Source organism: Nocardioides sp. (assembly GCF_030655615.1).
In the GTDB taxonomy this organism is placed as follows: Bacteria; Actinomycetota; Actinomycetes; order Propionibacteriales; family Nocardioidaceae; genus Nocardioides.
In genome coordinates this window covers 1-12,665 of the sequence record NZ_JAURVJ010000097.1, presented here as the reverse complement: position 1 = coordinate 12,665, position 12,665 = coordinate 1, and the positions used below count along the sequence as shown (strand labels likewise).

Here is a 12,665-nt window from a genome sequence, read left to right as displayed (position 1 = left end):
CCGGGAGCCAGCCCGTGGTCGCGGTCGCCGGGCCGCTCGCCGTCCGATTCGCGCGTCACGGTGTGACAGGCTGACCGCCATGAAGACGCTGCGCCGCACGACCGCCGCCGCGGTCCTCGTCCTGACCGCCTCGTTCGCCCTCGTCGGCTGCAGCGGCGACGACGAGCCGTCGGGCAACCCGTCGGCCAACACCGACGGCGACGACGAGGTGTCGCCCGAGGAGGCGCTCGCGTTCGCCAAGTCCAAGCTCGACGAGACCACCGGTGTCCGGCTGACGCTGTCGACCGACGACGACCCCGACTCCGAGGCCTTCCTCTCCGAGGCCTCCGGCGTGATCACCGCCGACCCGGCGGCCTTCGACGGCAAGGCGTCCGGCACCTTCGAGGGCATCCCCGCCAGCGACGTCGACATCGTCTCGGTCGGTGGCACCGTCTACGCCAAGTTCCTCGGCAGCTTCCAGGACTTCGACCTGCCCGACTGCGTCCCCGACCCGGCCGGCCTGCTCGACCCCACCAGCGGCTTCGCCACCGTCCTCACCGACGCCCAGCAGGTCGAGGCCGGCGAGCAGGTCCGCGGCGGCGCCGACAACGACGAGATCCTCACCCCCTACACGGCGGTCGTCCCCGGCGACTCCGTGCAGAACCTGCTGCCCTGCGCCCCCGGTGACGAGTTCGTGGCGACGTTCACCCTCGACGACGACGGCGCCCTGCGCACCGCCGACCTCACCGGCGAGTTCTTCGCCGACACCGGCGAGATCACCTACAGCATCGCGATCGACGACTACGACGTCGACGAGGAGATCACGAAGCCGTGAGCACCGGGTCTGAGACGGGGACGGCCGCCACCGTCGACCGGCGTTCTCGGGCCCTGCTGGTCTTCTGCGCGGGCGCCGTGATGTTCGCGGCGATCGACACCTACGTCGTCGTGCTCGCGCTCCCCGACATGATGGCGTCGGTCGACATCGCCGTCGACCAGCTGCAGCGGGCCGCCCCGATCATCTCCGGCTTCCTGCTGGGCTACGTCGCGATGCTGCCGCTGATCGGCCGGATCGCCGACCTGCGCGGCCCGGTACCGGTCCTGGCCGCGTCGCTGGTCGCGTTCTCCGTCGGCTCGGTCGTCACGGCCGTCTCCTACGACCTGCCGAGCATGGTCCTCGGCCGGTTCCTGCAGGGCGTCGGCGGCGGCGGGCTCGTCCCGGCGACGATGGCCCTCGTCGCGGCCCTCTACCCGGTCGAGCGCCGGGGCCTGCCGCTCGGCCTCGTCTCCGCCGTGCAGGAGTTCGGCAGCGTGCTCGGCCCGCTGTTCGGAGCGGCGGTCATGTCGTTCACGACCTGGCGCGCCATCTTCGCCATCAACTGTGCCGCCGGGATCGCCCTCTGGGTGGTCGTGCGGGTGCTGCGGCGCGGCGACGACACGCCTGCCCCGGCCGAGGAGGCCGAGGTGACCGAGCCGGGGACGACTCCGGCCCGGCGCGGTCTGCCCGACGTGCTCGGGGCGGTCGCACTCGTGGTGGCGGCCGGGACGGCCCTGATGACGATCAGCCCCCCGAGCTCGCTCTACACCGACCTGACGTACGGCGAGCTCTTCGTGCCCGTGGTCTCCGGAGGAGGCCGGTGGCTGCAGCCGATGGGGCTGGTGGCGGTCAGCGCGTTCCTCGTCTTCGCGGCCCGGTGCGTCTTCGCGCGGCGCCCGCTGTTCGACGTCCGGTCGTGGGGCCGCAGCCTCGCCGAGGCCGACCTGACCGGTGCGGCCTACCTCGCCGTCGTGCTGGGCGGCATCGTGCTGGCGTTCGCGACCGCCGACCCCGAGGTGTCGGTCTTCTCCGCGCAGGGCCCGTGGTTCCTGGCGGGTTCGGCCATCGCCCTGGTCGCCCTCGTGCTCCACCTGCGGCGAACCGACGAACCGCTCGTCCCGCGCGGCACCCTGGCCCAGCGACCGGCCTGGGGCTCCCTGGTCGTCAGCCTCCTCGTGGGCTGGGCGCTGATCGCCGCGCTCGTCGACATCCCCCTCTTCGCGCGGACCGCCGAGAAGGGCTACGACCAGCTCGACGCCGCGCTCGTGCTCCTCCGCTTCCTGGTGGCGCTGCCGGTCGGCGCCGTCGTGGGCGGCGTCCTGGTCCGACGACTCCCGTCGGGGGTCATCACCGCGGCCGGGATGGTCGCCGCCTCCGCGTCGTTCTGGTGGATGGCGCAGTGGGACCAGTCGTCCCTCGACTCGTTCGTCGCCAACGTCCCGCTGGTGCTCGGCGGTCTGGGCTTCGGCCTGGCGCTGGCGCCGGTCAACGCCGCCATGCTCGCGTCCACGCGCGACGACGTCCACGGCCTCGCGAGCGCCCTCGTGGTCGTAGCCCGGATGGTCGGGATGCTCGTCGGCATCTCCGTGCTGACGACCTACGGCCTCGCCCAGCTCTACGACGCCCGCCGCGACGACCCCGACCTCGGCGTCCGCGCGCTGGGCGTCCTGCAGGAGCAGGCCGTCTTCCAAGGAGCGGCGATCGTCGCGCTGCTCGCGGCCGTCGTCGCCCTCGTGGTGTTCCGAGGGGCACCGACCCGCAGCGTCGAGACCGGACAGGTGCTCCGCGCGGTCGGCTAGCCCGATACATTTCCGCCGTGCCAGATTTCGACGACCTGCTCGGTGCCAACCAGGAGTACGCCGCCGGCTTCACCCAGAGCGGGCTCGACGGTGTCGCCCGCCGGGGCATCGCCGTCGTCACGTGCATGGACTCGCGCATCGACCCCCTCGGCATGCTCGGCCTGGCGCCGGGCGACGCCAAGATCCTGCGCAACCCCGGCGGCCGGGTCGACCACCTCACCCTCGAGGCGCTCGTGCTCGCCGTCCACCTGCTCGGCGTCACGCGGGTCGTGATCGCCCCGCACACCAACTGCGCGGTGGCCTCCAGCACCGAGGCCGAGCTCCGCTCCCGGATCGAGGAGTCGGCCGGCATGGACGCCAGCTGGCAGTCCATCCACGTCGTCCGCGACCAGCTCGACTCGCTCGCCGACGACGTCCAGAAGGTCCGCACCCACCCGCTCGTGCCCACGTCGGTCGCGGTCGGCGGGTTCATCTACGACGTCCACACCGGACGGCTCGAGCGGCAGTTCTGACGGTCCCGCTCCGCGCGGCGCCCTATCTCGCGTAGCGCTGCGCGTGGCCGCGCACCATCAGCGCCTCGACCGTCGAGAACCGCAGCGCGATGAGGTCGATCGCCGGTCCCATCAGCGACAGCGGCGCGGCGAGGTCGCCGTCGAGGACGCCCTCGGGGCTCGTGTGGTGGTGGTGGGCGCCGAGCAGGTGCCCCACCTCGTGCGCCATGGTCTTGGCCGTCCCGTCGGCGACCCCCGCCGCCGACACCGCGCCGAGCTCGCCGACCGCGAACGCCCGCGTGGGGTAGCGGATCCCGCCGATGCAGTCGGCCAGCCCCGCGAGCTGTCCCCCGGTCACCGAGCTCGTGACGACGTCCTTGTCGGTGAGGACGTAGACCACGTCGACCCCGGCCGGCCGCCGGCCGCCGTACTCCTGCTTGGCCTGGGCCAGCAGCCCGTTGGCGTCACGGCCGGTGAACCTGACGGGGTCGTACGTCGCCGCGACGGCGATCCCCAACCGCGCGTAGGCCCGGCGCATGCCGACCACCGCGGCGGCGCCCTGGGCCCGGGTCACGCCGTCGAGCACGACCCGGAGGTCGAGCTGCACCGTGGCGTCGGTCAGCGCGATCGTGTGCGGCACCAGCTGCACGCAGCTGCCGAGCAGTGCGTCGGTGTCGGGGAAGTCGATGGTCGCCCTCGGAGGCCTTGCCTCGGCTCCGGTCCCCGCCCCCAGGAGCGCCGCCAGCACGACGAAGACGGCCCACCACCTGCGACTGCTCCCCCACGTCCCCACGACAGGACAACGTCGCCGTGACCGCTTGGTTAGGCCGGTCGCACCCTCACGCGTCGAGCGCCTCGACGTCGACCTCGTAGGCCCCCTGGACGATGAACTCCTTGCGCGGGGCCACGTCAGAGCCCATCAGCAGCTCGAAGACGGTGGCGGCCACGTCGGCGTCGTCGACGGTGAGCTTGCGCAGCGTGCGGTGGCGCGGGTCCATCGTGGTCTCGGCCAGCTGGTCGGCGTCCATCTCGCCGAGGCCCTTGTAGCGCTGGACCGGGTCCTTCCAGCGGGTGTTCTTCTTCTTCAGCTCGGCGAGCTTTCGCTGCAGCTCGTCGTCGGAGTAGGTGTAGACGTACTTCTCCTGGCCCTTGCGGGGGTTGGAGATCTCGATGCGGTGCAGCGGCGGCACGGCGGTGTAGACGCGACCGGCGGTGATGAGCTCGGGCATGTACTTGAAGAACAGGGTGGCCAGCAGGCAGCGGATGTGGGCGCCGTCGGAGTCGGCGTCGGCCATGAAGATGATCCGGCCGTAGCGGGCCGCGTCGAGGTCGAAGGTGCGCCCCGAGCCGGCGCCGACGACCTGGATGATCGAGGCGCACTCGGTGTTCTTGAGCATGTCGCCCACCGAGGCCTTCTGGACGTTGAGGATCTTGCCGCGGATCGGCAGCAGCGCCTGGAACTCGGAGTTGCGCGCCAGCTTGGCGGTGCCGAGCGCCGAGTCGCCCTCGACGATGAAGAGCTCGGTGCGGTCGTTGTCGGCGGCCCGGCAGTCGGCCAGCTTGGACGGCAGCGACGACGACTCGAGGGCGTTCTTGCGGCGCTGCGTCTCCTTGTGCTGGCGGGCGGCGATGCGGGTGCGGGCGGCGCCGTAGACCTTGTCCATCAGCGGCCGCGACTGCCGCTTGTCGGCCGCCTTGGTCGAGGTCAGGAACGCCGTGAAGTGCTCCTGGACGATCCGGCGCACGACGGAGCGCACGGCGGGGGTGCCGAGGATCTCCTTGGTCTGGCCCTCGAACTGCGGCTCGGCCTGGCGCACGGTGACGACGGCCGTCATCCCCTCGAGGATGTCGCTCTTCTCGATGTCGGGGTCGTTGACCTTGAGCACCTTGGCGGCGCGCATGGCCTCGTTGAACGGCTTGACCAGGGCGGCCTCGAACCCCGCGACGTGGGTGCCGCCCTTGGGCGTGGCGATCACGTTGACGAAGGAGCGCAGCTCGGTGTCGTAGCCGGTGCCCCAGCGAGCCGCGATGTCGACGCCGAGCTCGCGGTCGACGTCCTGCGGGGTCATGTGGCCCTGGGCGTCGAGCATCGGGACGGTCTCGGTGAACGAGCCCGACCCCTGGATGCGGAGCACCTCGGTCACCGGCTCGTCCTTGGCCAGGAACTCGGTGAACTCGGCGATGCCGCCGTCGTGGCGGAACTTCTCCTCGGTCGGGGTCTCGCCCCGAAGGTCGCGGATCACGAGCTCGAGGCCCGGCACGATGAACGACGTCTGGCGGGCCCGGCCGACCAGGCCCTCGAGCTCGAAGGTCGCGTCCTTGGTGAAGATCCGCCGGTCGGGCCAGAACCGGATGCGGGTGCCGGAGGCGTTCTTGGCGACCCGCTTGCCCTTGCGGGTCATCCCGCTCTTCTCGGTGAACGAGGCCGTCGGGCCGTCGCTGTCGAAGACGCCCGCGGCGCCGTGGCGGAAGCTGATGCCGAGGCTGACCGGCGAGCGGTCGACGTCGATGTCCATGCGCGCCGAGAGGGCGTTGACCACCGAGAGCCCCACGCCGTGGAGGCCGCCGGTGGCGACGTAGGAGCCGCCGCCGAACTTGCCGCCGGCGTGGAGCTTGGTCGCGACGACCTCGACGCCCGGGAGCCCGGTCTTGGGCTCCTTGTCGGTGGGGATGCCGCGGCCGTCGTCGTGGACCTCGGCCGAGCCGTCGGGGTGCAGGGTCACCTCGACGCGGTGGGCCGCGTCGGCCAGCGCCTCGTCGACGCCGTTGTCGATGATCTCCCACAGGCAGTGCATCAGGCCGCGCGTGTCGGTCGACCCGATGTACATGCCTGGGCGCTTGCGCACCGCCTCGAGCCCCTCGAGCACGAGGAGGTGCGCGGCGTTGTAGGTGTTGTCGGCGATCGTCTGCTCCCTGGGGGTGGTGCGCCCGATCCGTTCGCCGGGCAGTGTCGAATCTACTAGCGACACGCCGTACGCCGGTGCAGGCACGCCTCGTGCACCAGCGTCACGATGGGGACACGATCCGATTCTCGTCCCCGCGTTCAGCACCACGCGGCACTTCCCGACGTCACACTCGGTGTCAGCACCGCCGGCTCAACCGAAGCTCCACCACAACCGAAGATCTGACCGGCAGCCTTTGACGACGACGTCTGAGGCATGGAATTCCCCAGGCCGGGAACGAACAAGCGTGATGGGATCGAGTGTCGTGCACCACGAAGGAGCGGGAATCTTGGTTCCCCTCGCTACGTTGGACCTGGCACCGACTGAGATGAGAAGAGGCCTCAAAGTGACGACTGCAACCGCCCCCAGCACCACCATGACTGCTGAGGACCGCTGCGACCGCTGCGGTGCCCAGGCCTACCTCCGTGTCGAGCTCCAGAGCGGCGGTGAGCTCTTGTTCTGCGCTCATCACGCCCGGGAACACGGAGACAAGCTCAAGGAGATCGCAGCGAGCGTGGTCGACGAGACGCACAAGCTCGCGCCGACGTCCGGCACAGCCACCGACTGAGAGCACTGACGCTCTCCCGTCCCTGACTGAGCGACGACCCCGGACTCCGGTCCGGGGTCGTCGCCGTTTTCCGGTGTGCCACCCTCTCCCCCGTGGCCGTCCTGCTGTCGCTGTGCGCCGCCCTGGCCTACGGCCTGTCCGACTTCGTGGGCGGGGTCGCGTCGCGCCGGGTCAGCCCGTGGACCATCGCCCTGATGTCGCAGGTCGGCGGGACGCTCGCGGCCCTGGTCCTCGGGCTGGTGGTCGGCGGCGACCCGACCGCCTCGGACTGGGGCTGGGCCGTGCTGGCCGGCGTCGGCAACGGCGTCGGTACGGCGTTCCTCTACCGCGGGCTGGCCGCCGGCCGGATGGGCGTGGTCGCCCCAGTCTCCGGCGTCGGGGCCGCGCTCGTGCCGCTCGTGGTCGGGCTCGCTGCTGGTGAGCGGCCGGGCGTGGTGGCCTGGCTGGGCATCACCGCGGCCCTCCCGGCCATCTGGCTGGTCGCCCGGGAGCCGGCGTCCGCCGAAGGCTCCGAGGGCGCCGTACGAGCCCCCTCGGCCGCCGGCCTCGTCGACGGGGTGCTGGCCGGTGCCGGGTTCGGCGTGCTGTTCGCCGGGCTGGGTCAGATCCCCGAGGAGTCGGGCTTCCTGCCGCTGGCGTTCAACGGCGCCGTCGGGGCGGTCGTGGTGGCCGTCGTCGCGGCCGCGCTGCGCCAGCCGTGGGTGCCCCGGGAGCCGACGGCGGCCGTCGGCCTCGTGAGTGGCGCCCTCGGCGGCACCGCGACCGGGCTCTTCCTCGTCGCGACCCAGACGGGCTACCTGACGGTCGCGGCCGTCATCACGTCGCTGTACCCGGCGTTCACGGTGCTCCTGGCGGCCCTGCTGCTCCGCGAGCGCGTCCACCGCGCCCAGGCCGTCGGGCTGGCACTCTGCGCGGTGGCCGTCGGCCTCATCGCGGCGTCCTGAGTGCGGACGATCCGGGCGTGGCGCTGTGATCGTGGGGCGGCTCGTGGCATAGTGGGCGGCACGCCAGGCCGCGCCGATGGACTGCCCCCCAGCCACCGGATCGGCCTGGCGCTCTAGTTTTCCCGGCGCCTCGTTCGCCGGGACAGAGCGAGAGAGACGCAGAAGGCCCCGGCACGAGCGCCGGGGCCTTCTGCTCGTGGTGCGTGGTGGTCAGTCGAGGTAGTCGCGCAGGACCTGCGACCGGCTCGGGTGGCGCAGCTTCGACATCGTCTTGGACTCGATCTGGCGGATGCGCTCGCGCGTCACGCCGTAGACCTTGCCGATCTCGTCGAGGGTCTTGGGCTGGCCGTCGGTGAGGCCGAACCGCATCGACACCACGCCCGCCTCGCGCTCGGAGAGCGTGTCGAGGACGGCGTGGAGCTGCTCCTGCAGGAGCGTGAAGCTCACCGCGTCGGCCGGGACGATGGCCTCGGAGTCCTCGATGAGGTCGCCGAACTCGGAGTCGCCGTCCTCGCCCAGGGGAGTGTGCAGCGAGATTGGCTCACGGCCGTACTTCTGGACCTCGATGACCTTCTCGGGGGTCATGTCGAGCTCCTTGGCGAGCTCCTCGGGCGTGGGCTCGCGACCCAGGTCCTGCAGCATCTGGCGCTGGACACGGGCGAGCTTGTTGATGACCTCGACCATGTGCACCGGGATGCGGATGGTGCGGGCCTGGTCGGCCATGGCCCGGGTGATGGCCTGGCGGATCCACCAGGTCGCGTAGGTCGAGAACTTGTAGCCCTTGGTGTAGTCGAACTTCTCGACCGCACGGATCAGGCCGAGGTTGCCCTCCTGGATCAGGTCGAGGAAGAGCATGCCGCGACCGGTGTAGCGCTTGGCCAGCGACACGACGAGCCGGAGGTTGGCCTCGAGCAGGTGGTTCTTGGCGCGCCGGCCGTCCTCGGAGATCCACTCGAGCTCCTCGAGGATCTTGGCGCTGATCTTGCCGCCCTTGGCGAGCTTCTCCTCGGAGAAGAGGCCGGCCTCGATCCGCTTGGCGAGCTCGACCTCCATCTCGGCGTTGAGGAGCGGCACCTTGCCGATCTGCTTGAGGTAGTCCTTGACCGGGTCGGCGGTCGCGCCGGCGACCATGACCTGCTGGGCCGGCTCGTCGGTCTCGTCGGCCGCGGAGACCACGAAGCTCGAGGTGGAGGTGGCCTCCTCCTCGACCTCCTTGATCGACGGGTCGGTCTCGACGTCCTTCTCGAACTGCTCGTCCGGGAGGTCGGGGAGGACCTTCTTGCCGTCGGGGCCGACGGTGACGGCCGGGGCCGCCTCGGCGGCCTTCTTGGCCGCGGTCTTCTTGGCCGGAGCCGCCTTCTTGGCGGGGGCGGCCTTGGCCTCGGGCTCGTCGGCGGCCGGGGCCGCGGCGGCCTTCTTGGCCGGAGCGGCCTTCTTGGCCGCTGCCGTCGCGGTCTTGCGGGTGCCGGTGGTGGCCGCCGCGACCCGCGCGTCGACGGGGAGCTCGACGCTGAGGCCGAGCCCGCTCAGGTGCTCGAGGAGCGACTTGAGGTGGCGCGGCTCGACACCGGCGTCGTCGCTGGACCGGCGTACCTGGTCAGGACTGAACGTCCCGGTCGGTGTTGCCTGCTCGATGAGCTCGAGGATGGCGGGGTGCGCCAGCACCTCGGTAGGGATCTTGCGTGCGTTCGAGGACACGAACACCTCTCGTCAGGCAGGTTCTGGCAGGGCCATGAATGGGCACGGTGTGGTTCGGGGCGCGACAAAGACCGGTGTCGTCAAGAGCCGCTGTGCTCATTCTGCCACGGCCACGGTGACGTCCCGACCACAGGCCGCCATGAGGTCAGCCGGCCGCCGCCTTGGCGGCGGCCTTCTTCTCCTTCTTGAAGTCGCGCACCTTCTGCAGGCTGGCCGGGTCGACGACGTCGGCGACCGAGCGGAAGCCGTCGAGGGCGTAGTCGCCGGCGGCCTGCTCCCAGCCGTCGGGGCGCACGTCGAGCTGCTTGGCGAGCAGGGCGACGAAGATCTTCGCCTTCTGCGCGCCGAAGCCCGGCAGGGCCTGCAGCCGCTTGGCGAGGTCCTTGCCGTCGGCGGCCTCGGTCCAGATCCGCTCGGCGTGGCCGTCGTACTGGTCGACGACGATGCGGGCCAGCTCCTGCAGCCGCGCCGACATCGACCCGGGGAAGCGGTGGATGGCCGGCGGGACGGCGCACAGGGCTGCGAACGGCTCGGGCTCGGCGCTCGCGATCTGCTGCGGGTCGAACGAGCCGAACCGGGCGGTGACCTTGGCGGGGCCGCGGAAGGCGTGCTCCATGGGGTACTGCTGGTCCAGCATCATCCCGATGAGCAGGGCGAAGCTGCTGTCGGTGAGGATCGCGTCGGCGGTCGCGTCACCGGTGATGCGGATCGGGTGCTCGCTCATGCCCACATCCTGCCGCACCGTCGGCGCCCTCCCTAGGCTGCGGTGATGGACACGCTCACCCTGGCGGACGGACGACGGCTCGACCACCACCTCGGTCCGGGCGACCCGTCGCTCCCGCTCGTGGTCGCCCACCACGGCACCCCGGGTGCCGGCACCCGCGACCGGCACGTCGACGCCGCGGCCGCGGCGGTCGGACTGCGGGTCCTGACGTTCTCGCGCGCCGGCTACGGCGGCTCGACGCGACGGCCCGGACGCTCGGTCGCCGACGTGGCGGACGACGTCGCGGCGCTGCTCGACCACCTGGGTGTCGAGCGGTGCGCCACCATGGGCGCGTCCGGCGGCGGGCCCCACGCGCTGGCGACCGCGGCCCTGCTGCCCGACCGGGTGGCGGGGGTGCTGTCGATCGCCGGGGTCGGCCCGTGGGGCGAGCCCGACCTCGACTTCCTGGCCGGGATGGGCGCCGACAACGTGGAGGAGTTCGGCCTGGCCCTCGAGGGCGAGGCCGCCGTACGGCCGTTCATGGAGGGCTACGCCGACGGGCTGCGCTCCGCGACGCCCGAGCTGGTCGTGGAGTCGATGTCGTCGCTGCTGCCCGAGGTCGACCGCGCGGCGATCCTCGGCACGCACGGCGCCTGGCTCGGCGAGGACCTTGCTGCGTCGTTCGCCGAGGCGCTCCGGCTCGGGGTCGACGGGTGGGTCGACGACGACCTGGCCTTTACCCGGCCGTGGGGCTTCGAGCTGGCCGCCCTGCGCGTGCCGACCTTCCTGTGGCAGGGCGAAGCAGACCTGATGGTGCCGTTCGCCCACGGCCAGTGGCTGGCCGCGCGCCTCCCCCACGCCTCGGCGCACCTGCTGCCCGAGGAGGGCCACGTCTCGATCGAGCTGGGCCACGCCGAGGAGATGCTGGCGCAGCTGGCGGGGACGCTCAGGCCTTGACGGCCAGCACCGGGCAGTGGGCGTCGAGCAGCACCCGCTGGGCGTTGGAGCCCAGGATGAGCTTGCCGACCGGGGTGCGCCGGCGCAGCCCGATCACGATGAGCTCGGCGTCCTGGGCCTCGGCGACGCTCACGAGGTCCTCGGCGGCCTCGAAGCCGCGCACGAGCTGACGGACCTCGTAGGTGACCCCCGACTCGTCGAGACGGGCCCGCACCGCCGTGAGGTCGGGCTCCTCCTCGTCGCCGCGAGCGCGGTGGGAGTGCACCACGATCAGCTCGGCGCCGCGCAGCCGCGCCTCCTCGACGGCCTTGTCGAGGGCGGCTTCACCCTCGGGCTTGGGCACGTATCCCACGACCACGGTCGACATGTCGGGCACGTTACCCCTGACCGGGCCCTCGTGGGTGGGCGCCGGGCCTGTGGAGAACGCTCCGGCGCGTCGCCGGGGTCGGGCAGGGTGGTCGGCATGGACCCGGTGCTCGCCCCGCCCCCGTGCGGTCTCACCGAGCCGGTGGACCGCCGGGTCCTCGCCCTGCTCCGGCGCGCGGTCCTCGAGCACGCCGTCGCGGAGCAGCGGCGGGTCTTCCCCCCGGCGGTGCACGTGGGGGTCCCCGGCTCGTCGACGGCGAGCCTGACGCTGGGTGACCAGCTGGGCGACCGGCGCCTCGACCACGCGCTGCGCACCGACGCGATCGAGGCGATGGTGCGCCGCACCCGCGGGTCGGCAGGCCCGGGGACAGCCGATCCTCAGCCGCTGGTGTGGCTGACGCGAGCCGGCTCGCTCGAGGTCCGCGACGTCGACCTGGCCTGGCTCCGGGCGGCGAGGTCGGCCGCCGCCGAGCTCCACGTCGCCCTGCCGATGGTCGTCGTCAACCGGCGCGGCTGGCTCGACCCCGCCACCGGGGTCGGGCGCGACTGGAAGGCCCGGGTGCGGTCGGCCCGCGTGGCGACGGGAGCCCAGCAGTCCCAGGGCGTGCCCTAGCTCCAGGTGTGGACCGGGTCGTTGGTGTGCATGCGGTCGCGGTAGTCGAGCAGCGTCGCACGGAGCGCGTCGAAGCGGTCCTGGCTCCCCCGCTGGGACATCTCGCGGACGAACCACTCGGCCCCGTTGGTGCTGAGCAGGCAGCGCTGCTCGATGATCCCGAGGAGCCGGTCGGTGGTGCCGGCGTCGACGCCCCACGACTCCAGGCCCTGCTGGGCCATCGGCAGCAGCCTCCGCAGCACGAGCTCGGTGGCGCGCACCTGGCCGACGCCGGGCCAGTAGACGTGGGCGTCGATGCCGTGCTGCGCGGCGACGTGGAAGTTCTCCTCGGCCGCGCTGAAGGACATCTGCGACCACAGCGGCCGCTCGCTCTCGGCGAGGTGGCGGACGAGCCCGAAGTAGAACGCGGCGTTGGCCATCGTGTCGGCGACGGTCGGGCCGGCGGCGAGCACGCGGTTCTCGACGCGCAGGTGCGGGACCCGCGCGTCGGGCGGCCCGGTGACGTCGTAGACCGGGCGGTTCCAGCGGTAGATGGTCCCGTTGTGGAGCCGGAGCTCGGGCAGGTCGGGCGTGCCGCCGGACTCGAGCACGGCCAGCGGGTCCTCGTCGTCGGTGATCGGCAGCAGGGCCGAGAAGTAGCGGACGTTCTCCTCGAAGAGGTCGAAGACCGACGTGATCCAGCGTTCGCCGAACCAGACCCGCGGGCGGACGCCCTGCGCCTTGAGCTCCTCGCTGCGGGTGTCGGTGGCCTGCTCGAACAGCGGGATGCGGGTCTCGCGCCACAGCTGCTT

12 protein-coding genes and 1 pseudogene are annotated in these 12,665 nt (G+C 72.1%); 7 read left to right on the top strand and 6 right to left on the bottom strand.

What is annotated here, in order from left to right:
- The first annotated feature begins 79 nt into the window (after positions 1-79).
- From Q7T52_RS08145 to Q7T52_RS08135, 3 genes are read left to right on the top strand one after another with little or no spacing between them, the layout of a single operon-like run.
- Positions 80-814 carry an LppX_LprAFG lipoprotein gene (locus tag Q7T52_RS08145; RefSeq protein ID WP_304801240.1) on the top strand — a complete coding sequence of 245 codons (735 nt, stop codon included), beginning with the start codon at positions 80-82 and terminating at the stop codon, positions 812-814.
- Positions 811-2,592, top strand: a complete 1,782-nt coding sequence (locus Q7T52_RS08140) for an MFS transporter (protein ID WP_304801236.1) — start codon at positions 811-813, stop codon at positions 2,590-2,592. The genes Q7T52_RS08145 and Q7T52_RS08140 overlap by 4 nt, the downstream gene beginning before the upstream one ends.
- A gap of 17 nt (positions 2,593-2,609) precedes the next feature.
- The gene (locus Q7T52_RS08135) at positions 2,610-3,104 is read left to right on the top strand and encodes a carbonic anhydrase (protein ID WP_304801235.1); all 495 of its coding nucleotides are present in this window, start codon (positions 2,610-2,612) and stop codon (positions 3,102-3,104) included.
- 22 nt (positions 3,105-3,126) lie between these two features.
- Here Q7T52_RS08135 and Q7T52_RS08130 read toward each other — a convergent pair whose 3' ends face one another.
- Together Q7T52_RS08130 and Q7T52_RS08125 are read right to left on the bottom strand one after the other, a co-directional pair.
- Positions 3,127-3,876: a zinc-dependent metalloprotease family protein gene (locus Q7T52_RS08130; RefSeq protein ID WP_304801233.1), complete on the bottom strand. Its 750-nt coding sequence runs from the start codon at positions 3,874-3,876 to the stop codon at positions 3,127-3,129.
- 46 nt (positions 3,877-3,922) lie between these two features.
- Complete coding sequence (locus Q7T52_RS08125) at positions 3,923-5,911, bottom strand: type IIA DNA topoisomerase subunit B (RefSeq protein ID WP_304801242.1); 1,989 nt, start codon at positions 5,909-5,911, stop codon at positions 3,923-3,925.
- A 460-nt stretch (positions 5,912-6,371) separates the two neighbouring features.
- Between Q7T52_RS08125 and Q7T52_RS08120 the strand changes: the two genes are divergently transcribed.
- Positions 6,372-6,593 carry a hypothetical protein gene (locus Q7T52_RS08120; RefSeq protein WP_304801231.1) on the top strand — a complete coding sequence of 74 codons (222 nt, stop codon included), beginning with the start codon at positions 6,372-6,374 and terminating at the stop codon, positions 6,591-6,593.
- 92 nt (positions 6,594-6,685) lie between these two features.
- Positions 6,686-7,537, top strand: a complete 852-nt coding sequence (locus Q7T52_RS08115) for an EamA family transporter (RefSeq protein ID WP_304801230.1) — start codon at positions 6,686-6,688, stop codon at positions 7,535-7,537.
- Between the two features lie 210 nt (positions 7,538-7,747).
- Here the strand turns inward: Q7T52_RS08115 and Q7T52_RS08110 are convergent, their stop codons facing one another.
- Positions 7,748-9,241, bottom strand: coding sequence for an RNA polymerase sigma factor (locus Q7T52_RS08110; RefSeq protein ID WP_304801228.1), 1,494 nt, complete (start codon positions 9,239-9,241; stop codon positions 7,748-7,750).
- Positions 9,242-9,380: 139 nt separating this feature from the next.
- Entirely contained in the window at positions 9,381-9,959 is a 579-nt protein-coding gene (locus Q7T52_RS08105; RefSeq protein WP_304801225.1) for an HhH-GPD-type base excision DNA repair protein, read from the bottom strand.
- A gap of 45 nt (positions 9,960-10,004) precedes the next feature.
- Here Q7T52_RS08105 and Q7T52_RS08100 point away from each other — a divergent pair, with 45 nt between their 5' ends.
- Entirely contained in the window at positions 10,005-10,895 is an 891-nt protein-coding gene (locus tag Q7T52_RS08100; RefSeq protein WP_304801223.1) for an alpha/beta fold hydrolase, read from the top strand.
- Here Q7T52_RS08100 and Q7T52_RS08095 read toward each other — a convergent pair.
- On the bottom strand, positions 10,885-11,262 hold the full coding sequence (locus Q7T52_RS08095; protein ID WP_304801221.1) for a universal stress protein: 378 nt from the start codon (positions 11,260-11,262) through the stop codon (positions 10,885-10,887). The two genes, Q7T52_RS08100 and Q7T52_RS08095, sit on opposite strands and share 11 nt — an antisense overlap.
- A 96-nt stretch (positions 11,263-11,358) precedes the next feature.
- On the opposite strand from Q7T52_RS08095, the gene Q7T52_RS08090 reads away from it, so the two are divergent.
- Complete coding sequence (locus tag Q7T52_RS08090) at positions 11,359-11,874, top strand: hypothetical protein (RefSeq protein WP_304801219.1); 516 nt, start codon at positions 11,359-11,361, stop codon at positions 11,872-11,874.
- On the opposite strand, the pseudogene Q7T52_RS08085 reads toward Q7T52_RS08090, so the two are convergent.
- Positions 11,871-12,665, bottom strand: a pseudogene (locus Q7T52_RS08085) (glutamate--cysteine ligase); the annotation flags it as partial. The gene Q7T52_RS08090 and the pseudogene Q7T52_RS08085 sit on opposite strands and share 4 nt — an antisense overlap.

Coding starts and splice junctions, on each gene's coding strand:
- Q7T52_RS08145 (WP_304801240.1), top strand. CDS start 80: ATGAAGACGCTGCGCCGCACGACCGCCGCCGCGGTCCTCGTCCTGACC.
- Q7T52_RS08125 (WP_304801242.1), bottom strand. CDS start 5,911: ATGTACATCGGGTCGACCGACACGCGCGGCCTGATGCACTGCCTGTGG.
- Q7T52_RS08105 (WP_304801225.1), bottom strand. CDS start 9,959: ATGAGCGAGCACCCGATCCGCATCACCGGTGACGCGACCGCCGACGCG.
- Q7T52_RS08100 (WP_304801223.1), top strand. CDS start 10,005: ATGGACACGCTCACCCTGGCGGACGGACGACGGCTCGACCACCACCTC.
- Q7T52_RS08095 (WP_304801221.1), bottom strand. CDS start 11,262: ATGTCGACCGTGGTCGTGGGATACGTGCCCAAGCCCGAGGGTGAAGCC.
- Q7T52_RS08090 (WP_304801219.1), top strand. CDS start 11,359: ATGGACCCGGTGCTCGCCCCGCCCCCGTGCGGTCTCACCGAGCCGGTG.